The 16732-nt window shown below is 40.1% G+C and carries 12 protein-coding genes and 1 tRNA gene; 8 read left to right on the top strand and 5 right to left on the bottom strand.

Annotation, left to right across the window (positions count from 1 at the left end):
• Positions 1-218: 218 nt before the first annotated feature.
• Positions 219-962: a 3-oxoacyl-[acyl-carrier-protein] reductase gene (gene fabG / locus B4Z47_RS17850; protein WP_046675808.1), complete on the bottom strand. Its 744-nt coding sequence runs from the start codon at positions 960-962 to the stop codon at positions 219-221.
• A 513-nt stretch (positions 963-1475) separates the two neighbouring features.
• On the opposite strand from fabG, the gene B4Z47_RS17845 reads away from it, so the two are divergent.
• From B4Z47_RS17845 to B4Z47_RS17835, 3 genes are all read left to right on the top strand, one after another.
• A complete protein-coding gene (locus B4Z47_RS17845; protein ID WP_070569666.1) occupies positions 1476-2975 on the top strand; it encodes a malate:quinone oxidoreductase in 1500 nt (499 codons plus the stop codon).
• A 215-nt stretch (positions 2976-3190) separates the two neighbouring features.
• Positions 3191-3808: a nicotinamide riboside transporter PnuC gene (gene pnuC, locus B4Z47_RS17840; protein WP_070569668.1), complete on the top strand. Its 618-nt coding sequence runs from the start codon at positions 3191-3193 to the stop codon at positions 3806-3808.
• Positions 3795-4874 carry a hypothetical protein gene (locus B4Z47_RS17835; protein WP_070569670.1) on the top strand — a complete coding sequence of 360 codons (1080 nt, stop codon included), beginning with the start codon at positions 3795-3797 and terminating at the stop codon, positions 4872-4874. Before pnuC ends, B4Z47_RS17835 begins: the two co-directional genes overlap by 14 nt.
• 45 nt (positions 4875-4919) lie before the next feature.
• On the opposite strand, the gene B4Z47_RS17830 is transcribed toward B4Z47_RS17835, so the two are convergent.
• Together B4Z47_RS17830 and xerD are read right to left on the bottom strand one after the other, a co-directional pair.
• A tRNA-Arg gene (locus B4Z47_RS17830) sits at positions 4920-4991 on the bottom strand.
• 278 nt (positions 4992-5269) lie between these two features.
• Positions 5270-6172, bottom strand: a complete 903-nt coding sequence (gene xerD, locus B4Z47_RS17825; protein WP_070569672.1) for a site-specific tyrosine recombinase XerD — start codon at positions 6170-6172, stop codon at positions 5270-5272.
• Between the two features lie 244 nt (positions 6173-6416).
• On the opposite strand from xerD, the gene B4Z47_RS17820 reads away from it, so the two are divergent.
• Entirely contained in the window at positions 6417-9272 is a 2856-nt protein-coding gene (locus B4Z47_RS17820; RefSeq protein ID WP_115048050.1) for a M16 family metallopeptidase, read from the top strand.
• Between the two features lie 130 nt (positions 9273-9402).
• On the opposite strand, the gene B4Z47_RS17815 is transcribed toward B4Z47_RS17820, so the two are convergent.
• Positions 9403-10263, bottom strand: coding sequence for a sigma-70 family RNA polymerase sigma factor (locus tag B4Z47_RS17815; protein ID WP_028068906.1), 861 nt, complete (start codon positions 10261-10263; stop codon positions 9403-9405).
• A gap of 390 nt (positions 10264-10653) precedes the next feature.
• Here B4Z47_RS17815 and B4Z47_RS17810 point away from each other — a divergent pair, with 390 nt between their 5' ends.
• Positions 10654-10875, top strand: coding sequence for a helix-turn-helix domain-containing protein (locus B4Z47_RS17810; RefSeq protein WP_046675813.1), 222 nt, complete (start codon positions 10654-10656; stop codon positions 10873-10875).
• Here B4Z47_RS17810 and fmt read toward each other — a convergent pair.
• Positions 10872-11789 (bottom strand): methionyl-tRNA formyltransferase, encoded by a 918-nt coding sequence (gene fmt, locus B4Z47_RS17805; RefSeq protein WP_070569676.1) that lies wholly within the window; start codon positions 11787-11789, stop codon positions 10872-10874. The genes B4Z47_RS17810 and fmt overlap by 4 nt on opposite strands.
• A 151-nt stretch (positions 11790-11940) precedes the next feature.
• Between fmt and B4Z47_RS17800 the strand changes: the two genes are divergently transcribed.
• The 3 genes from B4Z47_RS17800 to icd all read left to right on the top strand — a co-directional run bounded on the left by B4Z47_RS17800 (position 11941) and on the right by icd (position 16685).
• Positions 11941-13158: an ABC transporter permease gene (locus B4Z47_RS17800; protein ID WP_286727706.1), complete on the top strand. Its 1218-nt coding sequence runs from the start codon at positions 11941-11943 to the stop codon at positions 13156-13158.
• 115 nt (positions 13159-13273) lie between these two features.
• The gene (locus B4Z47_RS17795; protein WP_115048052.1) at positions 13274-15397 is read left to right on the top strand and encodes a cation:proton antiporter; all 2124 of its coding nucleotides are present in this window, start codon (positions 13274-13276) and stop codon (positions 15395-15397) included.
• A 25-nt stretch (positions 15398-15422) separates the two neighbouring features.
• Positions 15423-16685, top strand: a complete 1263-nt coding sequence (icd, locus tag B4Z47_RS17790; protein ID WP_070569683.1) for an NADP-dependent isocitrate dehydrogenase — start codon at positions 15423-15425, stop codon at positions 16683-16685.
• Positions 16686-16732: the final 47 nt, after the last annotated feature.

Below are 16732 nucleotides of genomic sequence, written 5' to 3'. Positions count from 1 at the left end.
TATAGATTCCTTCTTATCAGAAGCCTATTGAAGATGTTTGGTATTATTAATAATACAGGTATGTGGAGACAGAAAATTCTGTAAACAGAAGGAGCAGTATAGTGTCTTTGTCCAGTATAACCGGATTAGAGGGGTAGATAGATCGGGATCGTCGTAAAACATAACTAGAGAACAGGCTTAGGTCAAGGTAAGAAAACTTGACCTAAGCCTGTTATTTTTTATAACATACCACCATCAACAGGAAGAACCTGTCCGGTTACGTATGCCGATAAGTCAGATGCTAAATAAAGACATGCATTGGCAACATCTTCTGGTTGGCCAGCACGTTTCAATGGAATTCCAGCTTCCCATCCTGCCACAACTTTAGGATCCAGTACATCTGTCATTTCGGTACGTATAAAGCCTGGAGCAACTACGTTTGCACGGATATTACGAGAACCTAATTCTTTAGCGACCGATTTTGTGAACCCAATGATACCAGCTTTTGATGCAGCATAATTTGCCTGACCAGCATTTCCTTGAACGCCAACAACGGATGACATATTGATAAATGAACCTTTACGGTTTTTCATCATAATTTTTGAAGCAGCTTTTGTAACGTTAAAGACAGATTTTAAGTTGACATTTAATACATCATCCCAATTCTCTTCGGTCATACGCATTAACAGGCCATCTTTTGTGATACCAGCATTATTTACAACAATATCTAATCCGCCAAAATCAGCGACGATCGCATTGATCAATTGTTCTGCTTCTTCAAATTTTGAAGCGTCAGAGCGATAACCAATCACTTTGGTGCCAAAAGCCTGAAGCTCCTGCTCCAACGCCTGTCCTTTTTCGACAGAAGAAAGATACGTAAAAGCGACGTTAGCACCATGTTGTGCAAAGACTTCTGCAATTTTCCTTCCGATTCCTTTTGATGCTCCTGTTACTAAAGCAATTTTTCCTTCAAGTATTTTCATCTGTATAAGTTATTTGTTCTTCAATTAATTACACTATGGCATTTATGACCATTTTCCTCGTGCTTTCTTTCGCTCACAGCCCGTCTGATCTTGGAATTCAACACGATACATGAACTCGCTTCCATTAGGTTTATCTTGGTTATGTCACAGTGTTTGTGTTTTTCTCGATGCTATAGTATGAGCGAATAAATGATCTTATTTTTTAGCCATCGTGTACACTATTGCCTATCGACGTTCTGCAAAAATGTTAAAACTATATTATAACACAAAATCTTTCGATAAATAACGGTTTAAAATAGAAAAACATTGTGTGCTGACCCGGTGTTTATCTTGGAGTGGGGGAGTGTTTTAAGGTAACATTTTTAGAATTTTGCGGTAAGCGATTGCTCACTTAGGATTATTTTAATAAATCAATGGTATTTTTGAATAAGTGGTTCTAAAAAGTACAGTTTTTTGACAAAAGACTTGGACGTTTACCAAAAACTATATTAAATTTGCATCAATCACAAAAACATGAGCAAAAAATCAAATAAAGAAGTTGACGTTGTTCTGATCGGCGCCGGTATTATGAGTGCTACTTTGGGTACTCTAATCAATGAATTAAGCCCAGACGTTAATATTGAAATTCTTGAGCGTTTGGATGTTGTGGCTGCTGAAAGTTCTGACGCATGGAATAATGCTGGCACGGGTCACTCTGCTTTATGCGAGTTAAATTATACCCCCGAACAGAAAGATGGTTCTGTCAAGATTGATAAAGCAGTGAAAATTGCCGAGCAATTTGAAGTCTCTAAGCAATTTTGGTCCTACCTCGTTGATAAAGGCATTATTGCCCAACCTGAAAATTTTATCCGTAGTATTCCACACATGAGTGCGGTTTTTGGTGAAAAAGACGCTAAATTTCTAAAGACAAGATGGGAAACACTAACGACCCAAAACTTGTTCAAAGGGATGGAATATACCGAAGATACAGCATTGTTGAAATCGTGGATTCCATTGATGATGGAAGGACGTGCGGCAGACGAAAAAATCGCTGCGACAAAAATGGATCTGGGTACTGATGTAAATTTTGGGTCGTTGACACGTGATTTGATCGCTAATCTTGAAAATAAAGAAAATATTTCGATTTCCTTAAACCACGAAGTAATTGACATCGAACGTGAAGATGACGGTCGCTGGGAAGTGGAAGTCAAAGATTTAAAGACAGGAACAAAGCGAGAAATCAAGGCAAAATTTGTATTTATTGGAGCCGGTGGGCACTCGTTGTTATTGTTGGAAAAATCTGGAATACCCGAAGCGAAAGGCTATGGCGGATTCCCGGTGGGAGGCCAATGGCTGCGTTGTGTGAATGAAGAGATCATTAATACACACCATGCGAAGGTGTATGGTAAAGCTTCTGTCGGTGCGCCTCCAATGTCTGTACCGCACTTAGATACACGTTATATTGATGGCAAGCAAGCGTTATTGTTTGGACCATATGCAGGTTTCTCAACTAAATTCTTAAAACAGGGGTCTTACTTCGATTTACCGGCTTCTATCAAATTGTCCAATATCCGTCCGATGTTATCAGCCGGACTTGACAACTTACCGTTGACGAAGTATCTTATTACTGAAGTCATGAAGTCACCAAAAGATAAACTGGAGTCTTTAAAACAATTTATGCCTACAGCTAAATTGGAGGATTGGGTTATCGAGAAAGCAGGACAACGTGTTCAGGTCATCAAGAAAGATGAAAAGAAAGGTGGAATTTTAGAATTTGGTACAGAGGTCGTTTCGAGTGCCGATGGTTCTATTGCTGCGCTATTAGGAGCGTCTCCTGGAGCTTCGACGTCAGTGGCTATTATGATCAGCCTGTTGAAGAGATGTTTCCCTGAACGTGCCAAATCAGATGAATACCGTAAAAAACTACGTGAAATGATCCCTTCACACGGGAAATCATTGAACGATGATGCGCAACTTTGTAAAGAAACGCGTACGCGTACGCACAAAGCGTTGAAATTGATTGATATAGAATAATCAATTCGACAGAAAATATACTTATGGGGTGCTTGGAATGACCATGGTCATTCTCGGCTGAGATTATACCCAATAAAAGCGATTGTACCTCCTTGTACAATCGCTTTTATATACCTGATCCAGGTAATGCTGGCGTAGGGATTTAATTTCAATAAAAAATAGCCGTTTCTCTCCCATAGGTTTATTATGAATGACACGATATAATAAACAAGGCGATGACTTCTGAAACAATTTTCGAAGCTTTTGTAAAACAGATTCAACAGGCCACCATTGCGGAATGGTTGGGGGTATCTTTTGGTGTTTTACAAGTTTGGTTTTCCCGGCAAAATAAATCGATCAATTACATTTTTGGGATTATTGGTATCTTAATTTCTGTATACGTATTATTCCATGCGAAACTATATGCCGAAATATTGCTACATCTCTATTACTTGATCATGAGCATCTATGGCTGGATCTATTGGAAATATAGTCGTGATGTAGCTACGCCCATAACACACTGTGAGCCGAAAGAATGGTGGATAGTAGGTGGCATATGTGCTGTCGGTTTTCTGTTGTTTTATTTCGGATTGGTACACTTAACAGATTCTGATGTACCGCTTTGGGATTCTGCAGTTTCCTGTACAGCTTGGGCAGGGATGTGGTTATTGGCAAAGCGGAAGATAGAAAACTGGATATTGTTGAATATCAGTAATCTGATGGCAATTCCTTTACTGATCCATAAAGGGCTGTTTCTTTATTCGGGCTTGACGTTATTTTTATTTGTTATGGCATTTAGTGGGTATTTTAATTGGAGGAGAATAATACGTGAAGAAAGATATGCAATTCAATAGCGAAGATATCGCTATACTGAAAGATAATCAGGCAAAAGGAATTCAGCAGAAAACGTTGTCAGATGGACAACTGGATCTGATTTACCGTCGGAAGTGGTTTAAGATTTGGGTTCCCCGTGCATTAGGTGGATTGGGGTTAAGTGTACCTGAAGGACTCAGTTTATTGGCTGATCTGGCTTATTGGGATGGGGGATTAGCCTGGACAGTAACCTTATGTTCAGGAGCAAATCTGTTTGTCGGTTTTATTGATCCCCTTATAGGAAATCAAATTTTCGAAACGGATCGGGTTTGTTTCGGAGGTAGTGGACAGGCATCTGGTACTGCTACGCGTGAAGGGGACCACTATCGACTCCGTGGTTTCTGGAGATATGCTACCGGAGCGCCACATTTAACGCACTTCACATTAAATGCCGCAATTCAGGAGGCGGGAAAACCCGTTTTGGACGAAAAAGGTGAACCGCTGATAAAATCATTTTTTGTCGATCGGGATCATGTACTGATTCACTATGACTGGGATACATTTGGATTGGAAGCTACAGCTTCGCATTCTTTTTCGCTGGAAGACGTTCTCGTTGATAGCAGGCAGTCTTTTGAGATTGATGCGGCAAAAAGTACACGTCGCGAGCTGTTGTATCAATATCCCTTTATGCCTTTTGCGGAATTGACTTTACTGGCCAACTTTACGGGAATGTATAAGCGCTTTTTGGATTTAATCGAAAAACTATTTGTGTTAAAAAGCAATCAATCCAAATGGGAGAAGACTGAAAGTAAAGAAGCGTTTAGGGTACTCGATGAATTTCAGCAAGATTATGTTAATCGGAGGGAAGCAATCATGAATTTGGCCGCTCTTTCTTGGGAAAATCTTCACGATGGAAATGATAATGCAGCGATTTATGAACAGATAGGGATACAAAGTAGAGATTTTGTGGAATCTATCTTAACAAATACGATAAGACTCTATCCACACACCGGAATTTCGGGGGCCGCCATTGACCATGAAATCAATATCATCTTCCGGAATATTTTTACGGCTTCGCAACACAAGTTATTGCAAAAGAGCTTCTAAACAACAAAGACTATCCTAGGATAGTCTTTGTTGTTAAATAGGATGTGTTCCCGGCGGGGGTCGAACCCACATCGTCAGAACCGGAATCTGAAATTCTATCCATTGAACTACGGGAACGTCTGGCAAAGATATACTATTTTCTAGATCTTACAAACAATCTTTGTGATAAAATTATATCTTTTAGCAATCAATTTTTAAGGCATCTTATCGTCAGTATTTTAGCGTTTAGCTTTTGTCAATTCTCTATTTTTTTACGTCAATGCTATAATAGTTTCCATATATGCTTAGCATCGGGCGGGCAATGTGGAATGAGAGGAGGCTAGCACGATTGCCCCTGAATAAACCAGTATAGTTCATTTGGATGGCCGAGCTGGCAAAAGGTGATCGGACATTCATCACGACCGTGGATGATATTGCGTAATAACGGAATGAAGGTAGTCCCTATCGATGTGTGTGTATATTTCGGTCGTGGTAATGCTTTCATGACCGAGCATATCTTGTACAGCTCTTAGATCTGCCCCGCCTTCCACTAAATGTGATGCAAAACTATGCCTAAAGGTATGTGGGCTGATGGTTTTTTGTAAACCGATTTTTAAGGCAAGTTCTTTGATGATCAAGAAGATCATGACCCGGGATAATGCGGCGCCTCTTCTGTTGAGGAATACAATATCTTCATTTCCGGCCTTAATCTTGATATGAGGTCTGATCGTTTCTAAGTAGATACGGAGGTGTTTAATGGCGTGTTGACCAATTGGAATGAGGCGTTCTTTGCTTCCCTTGCCCTCAACTTTGATAAATTCAACATCTAAAAAAAGGTTCGATATCTTGAGTGTGACAAGTTCGGAAACACGGAGACCGCATCCGTATAAGATTTCGATGATCGTTTTATTGCGCTCACCCTCGGGTGAAGAAAGATCGATTGCCGCGATCAATTGATCGATCTCATGTATGCTCAAAACGCTGGGCAGCTTGCGTGCCAAGCGTGGCGCCTGAAGAAGATCTGTCGGATTGTGGACGAATTCATGCTCGATCATCAAAAAGCTAAAGAAAGTCTTCAGGCCAGAGATCAGCCTGGATTGTGTGAAGGGTGAAATATTAAACTCCTGCAACCAAGCCAAAAACTCCTGTATATTTTTTCTCGTTACAGTATTTAAAACCAAATGATTGTCTTCGCAGTAGATCTGAAATTTGGATACGTCATTTAAGTAAGCATCAATTGAATTAACGCTTAAGCCTCTTTCGAACTTTAAGAATTGTTCGAATTCTTTTTTTATATCAGTCCAGTTTTCAAAATCCATTTGCAACAAAATTACAATTAACTGTTGTTCTTTTCGAAAGTTATTCTGTATTTTTAAGTGGAATTTTTACAGATTATAAGTGATACAAAGAGACGTTCCCTTATAGCGGGTCCCGATTCCTCCTTGGATAATGAAAAAAGTATTAATCTGTATTTTACGATTTATCGGGACAATTGATCTCCTGTTCCGTTTACCCTAATATAAAACAATTAGCAAAAATAACTGAAAAAAGACATTTTTTTGTATGAAATTCATTAAACCACTCGCATTAGCTTTTCTATTACCGGCTACGTTCTATATAGCAGAAGCAAAAATGCCAACCACATTAACTGCGGAAGCGCGCGCGATTCTATCCCAAGATAGTTTGGCGCTGAATCAAAAATTACCCTTCGACAATGAAGTCATGACAGGGAAACTGAAAAATGGATTTACATACTTTATTCGTAAAAATAGCGAGCCTAAAGGCCGTGTTACCATGTATTTGGGTATGAAGGCCGGCTCTATTCTAGAAAATGAAAAACAGCTTGGTTTGGCCCATTTTTTAGAACATATGAACTTCAATGGCCTGAAGCACTTTCCAAAGAATGAATTGGTTAACTACCTGCAGAAAGCGGGGGTTCGATTTGGATCGGACCTCAATGCCTATACCAGCTTTGACCAGACCGTTTATCAGCTGCCCATTCCTTCTGACGATCCTGAACTTTTAAAAAATGGTTTGCAGGTAATGCGCGATTGGGCTCAGGACGCTTTGTTGGATGGCGAAGAAATTGATAAAGAACGGGGTGTTATTCTCGAAGAAAAACGAGGTGGAAGAGGAGTACAGCAGCGTTTACAGGATCAATACTTTCCGATGTTGCTCAATGGTTCCCTTTACTCCAAGCGTTTGCCGATCGGAACTGAACAGATACTGAAAACATTTCCCTACACAGAAATACGCAAATTCCATGAAGACTGGTATCGCCCGGATTTACAGGCCCTGATCATCGTTGGAGATATTGATCCCAAGGAGATGGAAGAAAGGGTGAAAGTATTGTTTTCCGATATGAAAATGCCCAAAAAAGCGTTGGAGCGTAAAAAATATCGGGTCGATCTGTTAAACAAGAACCAGTTCTTGGCTATTTCAGATCCGGAACTGCCCTACACTGTTGCACAGATTTTGATCAAAAGCGAAAAAGAAAAGGTTTCCACGGTAGGAGATTACAGAAACGAGCTGTTGAAGAATGTGTTCAATCAGATGATCGCGGGGCGTTTTTCTGAATTGATGCAACAACCGAACCCTCCTTTTATGCAGGCAGGTGGAAGTATCAGCGATTTTGTTGCTAACCTTAATACTTTTTCATTGTTGGTGGTGCCTAAACCAGGCGAGTTGGAATCCGGATTTAAAGCGATGTTAACCGAATTTGAGCGCATTCAAAAATACGGTTTTACACAGACGGAGTTGGATCGTGCCATCGCCGATATGAAAAAGGGTAACGAGATGTCATTTATCGAGCGTGATAAAAAGAAGTCGGATAGCTATGTAAACCGTTATCTCAATTATTTTATTGATGATGAACCTGCTTTAAGTAATGAAAACGCTTATCGTTTGACAAAACAGCTGTTACCAACCTTGAAACTGTCGGAAGTGAATGGTTTGGTGAAAAAATATTATACCGATCTGAACCGCGATGTTTTAGTTATGGGGCCAGAAAAGGATAAGGCCAATTTACCCGCTGAGTCTACCGTGACGGGCTGGGTAAAGGCAGTGGAAGAGAGTCCCGTGACAGCATATGAAGATAAAGTTTCCAATCTTCCCTTGCTTTCAAAAGAGCCCGTAAAAGGCACTGTTGTATCGTCAAAAAGTATTGACGCCGTTCAAGCGAAAGAATTGATCTTAAGCAATGGTGTGAAAGTAATCTTAAAGCCTACGGACTTTAAAAATGATGAGATACAGATTATGGCGTATAGTCCGGGTGGAACATCAGGCTATAGTGATGCAGACTACTTCTCAGCCTCCAATGCGTCTTCTTTAATTGATGCAAGCGGCGTTGGACAAATGAACAACGTTGAGCTTACGAAGTATCTTTCAGGAAAAGATGTCTCCATCTCTCCGTATATCTCCGAACGTTACGAAGGTATTTCAGGTAGTACAGATAAAGAAGGCTTGAAGAATGCTTTTGAATTGATTTATGGTTATTTTACCGAGCCTCGATTGGATCAGGATATTTTCCAGAGTACCATGACCCGGGCAAAAGGATCTTTGGAAAATAGGTTGAGCAATCCAAATAATGTATTCTCGGATAAAGTGAAAGAAGTGCTTTATGGCAACAATGTCCGCCGGCAAAACCCAACGGTAGAAACGATCAATAAAATTGATCGGGAACGTGCTTTGGCAATTTACAAAGAACGATTTGCTGATGCTTCGGATTTTGTGTTTACAATTGTGGGGTCATTTGACGAGAATCAGATCAAGCCTTATTTAGAAACCTACCTGGCTTCATTGCCGGCCCTTAAAAGAGGAGAAAGCTACAAGGATTTAAATATTCTGGAGCCGAGCAAGGGCGAGCGCGTAGTTGTTCATAAAGGCAAAGAGGAGAAGGCAAGTACGCAATTGGCCTACTATGGGGACTATACCTATAATGAAACTGAAAATGTGAATATGGAAGCCTTGGAGAGTGTGTTGACGATCAAATTGTTGGAAAGACTCCGTGAAAAAGAAGGTGGAGTTTACGGCGTGGGCGCTCGGGCGAGTTTCAGTAAGCTGCCAAAAGCACGTTATGCTTTTTCCATTGGTTTTGGTTCGGCAGTAGATAAGGCTGATGCTTTAATCACTTCGGCCTTGGATGAAGTAAAAAAGATTCAGGAAAAAGGCCCCGAAAATGGAGATATCGAAAAGTTCCTAGCAGAACAACAGCGACAAAATGAGTTAAATCTTCGTGAAAATGGTTATTGGCTGAATTATATATCAAGTTCTTATCAGAATGATCTTGATCTTGCACGATATACACGTAGAATAGACAATTTGAAGAAGGTAACTTCGAAGTCGGTGCAGGATGTTGCCGGAAAATATTTGAAAAGAGATCGACTTTTTGAATTTATTTTGATGCCGGATTCTAAATAACAGGAGTCCTGGAAAACAGAAGGGTTGCCTGCGTAGTAGGCAACCCTTTTTTATTGGCTAAAAAATTAGGAACAAAAAATCCCAACCATTTCTGATTGGGATTGCCAAAATGTCTAATAAGTATCTCTTGTTAACCCAAATAGGATTTTAAGATTTTGCTTCTTGAAGTGTGTCTCAAACGTTGAAGAGCTTTATCTTTGATCTGACGAACGCGCTCACGTGTTAAATTGAATTTTTCTCCGATTTCCTCTAACGACAATTGGTGATTGGAACCTAAGCCAAAGAAAAGCACGATAATTTCACGTTCTCTTTCTGTTAATGTTGCCAATGATCGTTTGATTTCTTCTGACAGAGATTCATCAATCAAAGAACTGTCTGTGTCTGGATCATGGTTCTCCAAAACGTCCAAAAGTGTGTTTTCTTCACCTTGAACAAAGGGAGCATCCATAGATACGTGACGGCCAGAGTTGCTTAGCGTATCCGAAACCTTGTCTACTGTGGTTTCAAGGATATCCGCCAATTCTTCTGGAGATGGTTCCCGTTCGTATTCTTGTTCTAGTTTTGAGAAAGCCTTACTGATTTTGCTCAATGAACCAACTTGATTCAATGGCAGACGTACGATACGCGATTGTTCAGCAATTGCTTGAAGAATAGATTGGCGAATCCACCAAACGGCATAAGAAATGAATTTAAACCCCTTTGTTTCGTCAAAACGTTTAGCCGCTTTAATTAAGCCCAGGTTACCTTCATTGATTAAATCACCTAAGGTTAAACCTTGATTTTGATATTGTTTTGCTACTGATACTACGAAACGAAGGTTGGTTTTAGTCAATTTTTCCAAGGCAACTTGATCGCCTTCGCGGATACGCTGTGCTAATTCTACTTCTTCTTCTGCTGTAATTAAGTCTACTTTACCAATTTCGTGTAAGTATTTGTCCAAAGACTGTGACTCACGATTGGTGATAGATTGTGTAATTTTGAGCTGTCTCATTAATTTTTATTAATTCTCCTCTCTAAGAAATGTTTGCGAAAATACGAAAAATTTTTGAATTATTAATGGAAAATTGATTATCTAGCCACTCATATTTAATGAGTTAGGCTTTTTTGAGTTTCAATTTTTAATCATCAAAAACTATTCCATTTTAATATTTTTTTTTCCTCTTATCTGTTGCTGTAATATTCAACTGTTTGATATTTAAAGAGCTAAAAGGTTTAATTTTTTTTATTGTTCTAAACAATTTAACTCGTCGGCAGCTGATTTATTATGCACCATGCATTCCTCAAATTTATTTTAAAATGATAATTTTATGATAAAACAAAAAGATGGATCTTTTGTTTTATTAGTGACATTAAATAAATTTAAAAGAATAAAAATTATATTATGCCAATCTTAATTCACTTGGATAAAATAATGAAAGAGAAAAAGATGTCGCTTAACCAATTGAGTGACAACGTCGGAATTACCCTTTCCAATCTTTCAATCATCAAGAATCAAAAGGCGAAGGCATTGCGATTAGATACTCTTGAAGCGATATGCAAAGCGCTAGACTGCCAGCCTGGTGATCTGCTGCAATATTATGATGGTGGTGATGAAAAAGGTTAAAATCGATAGCCTTTTAAAAAATCGACTACATTCATTCTTTTTTTGCCTTCGAGTTGAAGGTCAGAAATGACAATATAGCCGTCTTGTGTCGCAATTTTTAAGAAACTTTTCTTGTCAGTTTCTACGGTGCCCGGTATTGTAGCTGTATGGGCAAGCTCTTTTTCTGTGCGATAGATTTTTAGTACCTTATCATTTAAGAGGGTAAATGCCGCTGGATAAGGGCTTAAACCGCGAATGAAGTTATAAACCTGCGCAGTGGGCTGATCCCAGTTTATTTTACAGTCTTCTTTGAAGATTTTTGGTGCGTGTTTGAGTGGCTCCGTGGTGAGAAGGACGTCTTGAGGTTTAGGCTGCAAAGTGCCGGCCTTCAATTGCTGGATGGTTTGAAGGAGCGTTTCTGCCCCAGCCACCATAAGGTTGTCGTGGAGATCGCCGGCATTGTCTGTTTCTTTGATGGTAACTTTTTTCGACAATAAGATGTTTCCCGTATCGATTTCGTGCTGTAGTAAAAATGTCGTTACGCCCGATTCTTTCTCGCCATTGATGATGGCATGATTTATCGGTGCTGCACCCCGATATTGTGGAAGGAGTGAGGCGTGAACGTTGATTGTTCCAAATTTAGGCATATTCCAGACGATCTCAGGTAGCATACGAAATGCGACCACAACCTGTAGGTCCGCCTGAAAACTTTTGAGGTCATTCAGAAATGCTTCATCGCGAAGTTTCACGGGTTGAAGAACTGGGATGTTATGTTGTCTAGCAAATATTTTCACCGCAGATTCATGTATTTTTTGTCCGCGTCCTGCAGGTTTATCCGGTACAGTAACCACAGCGACAACTTGTTCGCCAGACTGAATCAGTGCTTCAAGTGAAGCTACAGCAAAATCGGGAGTACCCATGAAAATAATACGCATAATACTTGAAAATTTTTATAAAACTCTTTAAACCAGTGCAGGAGCCTCCTCGTTGAATAGCCTACTGAAAAACACCTAATAATTTGTCATTTCAGTTTTGTAAATAACAAATTTTTATAACTTTGCGAAGTTACATAAATATATTGAAAGCTTGAATTTTCCTTATTTTTTAGCAAATCGGATCGCATTTTCTGGAAAAAGAACGTTCTCAAAATTGATCGTTCGGGTGACTATTGGTGCCATTGCTCTTGCTATTGCAGCGATTATTATATCTATTGCGGTATTGCGCGGATTTAAGGGAGAGATTATCAGTAAGCAACGGAGTTTTTTTGCCGATGTATTGGTTTTACGTTACGACCTGAATAAGTCTTACGAAAATTCGCCCATAACACTTGCACCGGAGGTCCGCAAGTCCATATTGGCAATTCCTCAAGTCAATTCCATCAGTTCCTTTGCAACCAAGGCCGGAATCATCAATGTCAACAATGAAGTGGAAGGCGTGGTTCTCAAGGGTATCGATTCATTGTATAATCAGCAGCCGTTTCAAGGTATGCTGGTGGAAGGGAATATGATAGACTTTAAATCGGATAATGCCGATAATCAGATTTTAGTCTCTAAGTATCTCGCAGATCGATTGCTCTTAAAAGTCGGTGACGATTTTATTATGTATTTCGTGCAGGATCCTATACGCAAACGTAAATTTGTCATTAAGGGCATTTTTAATACAGGCTCTGAAGAATTAGATAAGGTCTATGTGATCGGGTCTCTCAATGTCATCCGCAAACTGAGCAACCTCGATGATCATGAGGTAGGGGGCTATGAGATTCGGATCAAAGATTTTAGTCAGCTCGAACGGACAACAAACAAGGTTGAAGATCTGTTGCCTATCGATATGCAGGCAATTAATATCAAGGATCAGGTTCCCGATATTTTTCAGTGGCTGGAACTGCTGGATATGAACACCAAAATCATTTTTATATTGATGACGGTCGTGGCTATTATCAATATGATTTCCGCCTTGCTGATCACCATTCTTGAGCGTACTTCAATGATCGGTATTTTAAAGGCGTTGGGGTATCACAATGCCGGAATTCGCCGCGTCTTCATGTACAGTGCCTTGTACCTGATCGGCCTCGGATTGTTAATCGGTAATCTTATTGGCCTCGGTTTTTACTTTTTTCAGGATTTTACCCATTTCTTTAAATTGGATGAGAAGACCTACTATATCTCCTATGTGGCCGTTCAACTTCAATGGTCTGATGTGATTCTTGCCAATTTGGCTGTTGTGTTTATCGGAATGATCTCTTTATTTATTCCGTCAATGCTAATTACCAAAATTAGTCCGATTAAAGCCATTTCTTTTAAGTAACGCTCTTTTTAGGCTTCGCTTTCTTTAAAAAATCGTATTTTTAGTGCTGTTAACTATTTTTCGAGCTGTATAGAAAAATAAGTATTTATATTTTACGGCTAGTATACAAGCACATATGAATAAAACTTTTGAGCATATTTCCCACGCCTTCGAAGCACCTTTACAAAATCCTGTACTTATATTTTCACTGGTACTTTTTATTATCCTGTTATCACCGATTGTACTGCGACCGATTAAGGTTCCGGGGATTATAGGATTAATTATATCCGGCGTTATTATTGGACCGCATGGACTAAATTGGCTGGAAAAAAACTCGGCCATAACGCTTTTTTCAACAATAGGCCTGCTCTATATCATGTTTATTGCCGGGCTCGAGTTGGACATGAATGAATTTAAAAAGACAAAAAATAAGAGCTTGCTCTTTGGCTTCTTGACATTCATCGTGCCGATCAGTATTGGCTATCCCGTTTGTCACTTTTTATTGGGTTACGGTGTTTTGCCGAGTTTGTTGATATCAAGCATGTTTGCTACCCATACGCTGGTTTCTTATCCCATCGTCAATAGCTATGGTATTTCAAAAATGGAGGCTGTTGCGATTACGATCGGTGGAACAATCCTGACCGATACGGCCGTGCTGATTATTCTTGCTGTAATTACTGGCGTTTCTCAGGGAAATATAGGTAATGAATTTTGGATTACCCTGACGATTTCCTTTGCTATCTTTCTGTTTATCATGTTTGGTGTTATTCCGAGGATCGCGAAATGGTTTTTTGAGCGCTTGGGGAGTGAGAAGACGTCCAATTATATCTTCGTTCTCTCGGTTGTGTTTTTTGCGGCCTTTCTAGCGGAAATTGCCGGCCTTGAGCCGATTATTGGGGCTTTCGTGGCCGGTCTGGCCCTCAATAAACTGATTCCACATTCTTCGGCTTTGATGAACCGGATCGAGTTTATCGGTAATGCGATTTTTATTCCTTTCTTCTTGATATCTGTGGGCATGATTGTCGATGTCAGCGTGATCTTGAAAGGGCCGCAGGCTCTTATTATTGCCGGAACACTGACCGTTGTGGCTATCGTCGGAAAATATGTGGCCGCCTGGCTGACACAGATTGTTTTTAAATACAGCCGTGGTCAACGTAACCTAATATTTGGTTTAAGTAGTGCACATGCTGCGGCAACACTGGCCGTTATTATGGTTGGACATAAGAACGGCATTATCGATGAGAATGTGCTTAATGGTACGATTCTGCTGATTTTGGTGACCTGCATTGTCGCCACGGTGGTGACGGGAAATGCCTCACGTAAAGTGGTTATGGATGGCGAACAGGACGAAGAACATACTGATGTGGTAAAGGAAAAAGATGAAAACATCTTGATTTCTATCGCTAATATGGATAATATGGAGCCGATTTTGGATTTTTCAACCTATATTAAAAGCAAGAAATGTTCCTATCCTGTCAATATTGTGTCCGTTGTGAAAGATAATGAACAGGCACAATTAAACATGTCTAAAGCACGGAAGAACCTGGACAATATGGTCAGGTATGCTTCGGGTAGTGAAACAAATGTGAATATAAGTGCTACAATAGATTTAAACATTGCCAGCGGGGTTGCGCGGTCGGCAAAAGAGGTTTCTGCCAATTGTATTGTTTTGGGCTGGCCAAGTGCGGCCAATTTTATGGATAAGTTTGTCGGGGAGAAAACGGAAAGTATTTTAAATAGAACCTCGGCTAATGTGATGTTATGTCATTTTAAAAAACCTTTTATTTCGAATAAGTCGATTGTCGTTTTTGCACCACCGATGTGCGAGGCGGAATTTGGTTTCGAATACTGGCTGGAGAAGGTGGTCAAGTTTGCCAAGGAATTATCCCTGTCCATCACTTTTGTGGTTGATACACGTTCTGCCGCTGCCATTGAAGAACATCTCGTCGAATTGAAAAATTCTGTTCCTGTCACATTCAAACATTACGACAACTGGGACAATTTACAGGGCCTTAAAGCGTTTAAGGAGGAGGATGCGATGTTTATTTTTGTGTCGGCTAGAAATGGAGAAGTTTCCTATCGGGATTCGCTGGATGGAGTAGCAAAGAAATTAGATCGTATTTATGCAAACGAAAATCTTGTTTTAGTGTTTCCTAGTAGAGTGGAAAATGCGCACATCGACGAATATGAAGATGTTGAAGCTGCACCAATCTTTAGAAAAATTAGCAAAGAAATCGGAAATATGTTTAATAAGGGATAGTTATTGTCCGTTAAAATTGAAGGTTATGTCAAATAAGATTACAATGTCAAGTGAAGGAACTTTACAGGTTCCAGATTTTCCAACAATTCCTTTTATTATCGGCGACGGCATTGGTCCTGACCTCTGGCATGCGGCAGTGCGTGTTTTTGATCAGGCGGTGGAGAAAGCGTACGGCGGACAACGGAAAATAACATGGAAGGAGGTGTTGGCAGGTGAGAAAGCTTTCAACGAAACAGGCGAATGGCTACCAAAAGATACGCTGAATGTATTAAAAGAGTACCTGGTTGGAATCAAAGGGCCGCTCACCACGCCAGTAGGCGGGGGAATCCGTTCGTTGAATGTTGCGTTGCGTAAGGATTTGGATCTCTATGTATGTCAACGCCCGACAAAATGGTTTGAGGGTGTACCTTCGCCAGTCAAACATCCCGAGTATGTGGATATGGTGATTTTTCGCGAAAATACCGAAGATATTTATGCTGGAATAGAGTTTCAGGCAGGAACAGCTGAAGCCAACAGATTCCAGGATTTCTTGCATGATGAGCTTGATATTGATTACAATTTCTCGGCCACGACAGGCGTCGGTGTCAAACTGGTTTCTGAAGAGGGATCCAAAAGATTAGTCCGTGCAGCAATAGAACATGCTATTGATCACAACTTGCCTTCCGTGACGATTGTTCACAAAGGAAATATCATGAAATTTACGGAGGGGGCTTTTAAGATTTGGGGTTATGAGGTTGCTGAAACGGAATTTGCCGACAAAACCTATACGTGGGGACAGTGGGAGCGAACGAAAGAAGAAAAGGGTGTGGAGGTTGCCAATCAAGAACAAAAAGTGGCCTTAGATTCCGGTAAAATTTTGATTAAAGACATGATTGCCGACAACTTTTTACAGCAGATCCTGCTGAATCCACGGGATTTTTCTGTTGTGGCAACGTTGAATCTGAACGGTGATTATATTTCTGATGCGCTGGCAGCAATGGTTGGCGGTATAGGGATCGCACCGGGTGCTAATATCAATTTTAAAACCGGGCACGCTGTCTTTGAAGCCACCCATGGTACTGCACCTCGCTTTGCAAATACCAATACCATGAATCCTTCATCGGTTATTTTAAGCGGTGTTATGCTATTCGAATACCTCGGCTGGACCGAAGCGGCGGCGGCAATTGTTAAGGCCTTAGGAGAAACGATATTGGCTAAGACTGTGACGGTGGATTTTTACAATTTGATGGATGATGCGACCTTGGTCAAAACAAGCGAATTTGCAGATCGAATTATTGAAAAAATATAAGAATTTTATTTTCTGAGATATTAAGCAGAAATTTGAATAAAATTTCT

This window comes from Sphingobacterium sp. UBA2610, assembly GCF_002339225.1.
Taxonomy (GTDB): Bacteria; Bacteroidota; Bacteroidia; order Sphingobacteriales; family Sphingobacteriaceae; genus Sphingobacterium; species Sphingobacterium multivorum.
Note: the sequence above shows the minus strand (reverse complement) of the source record. Positions and strands in the feature narration are given on the sequence as shown.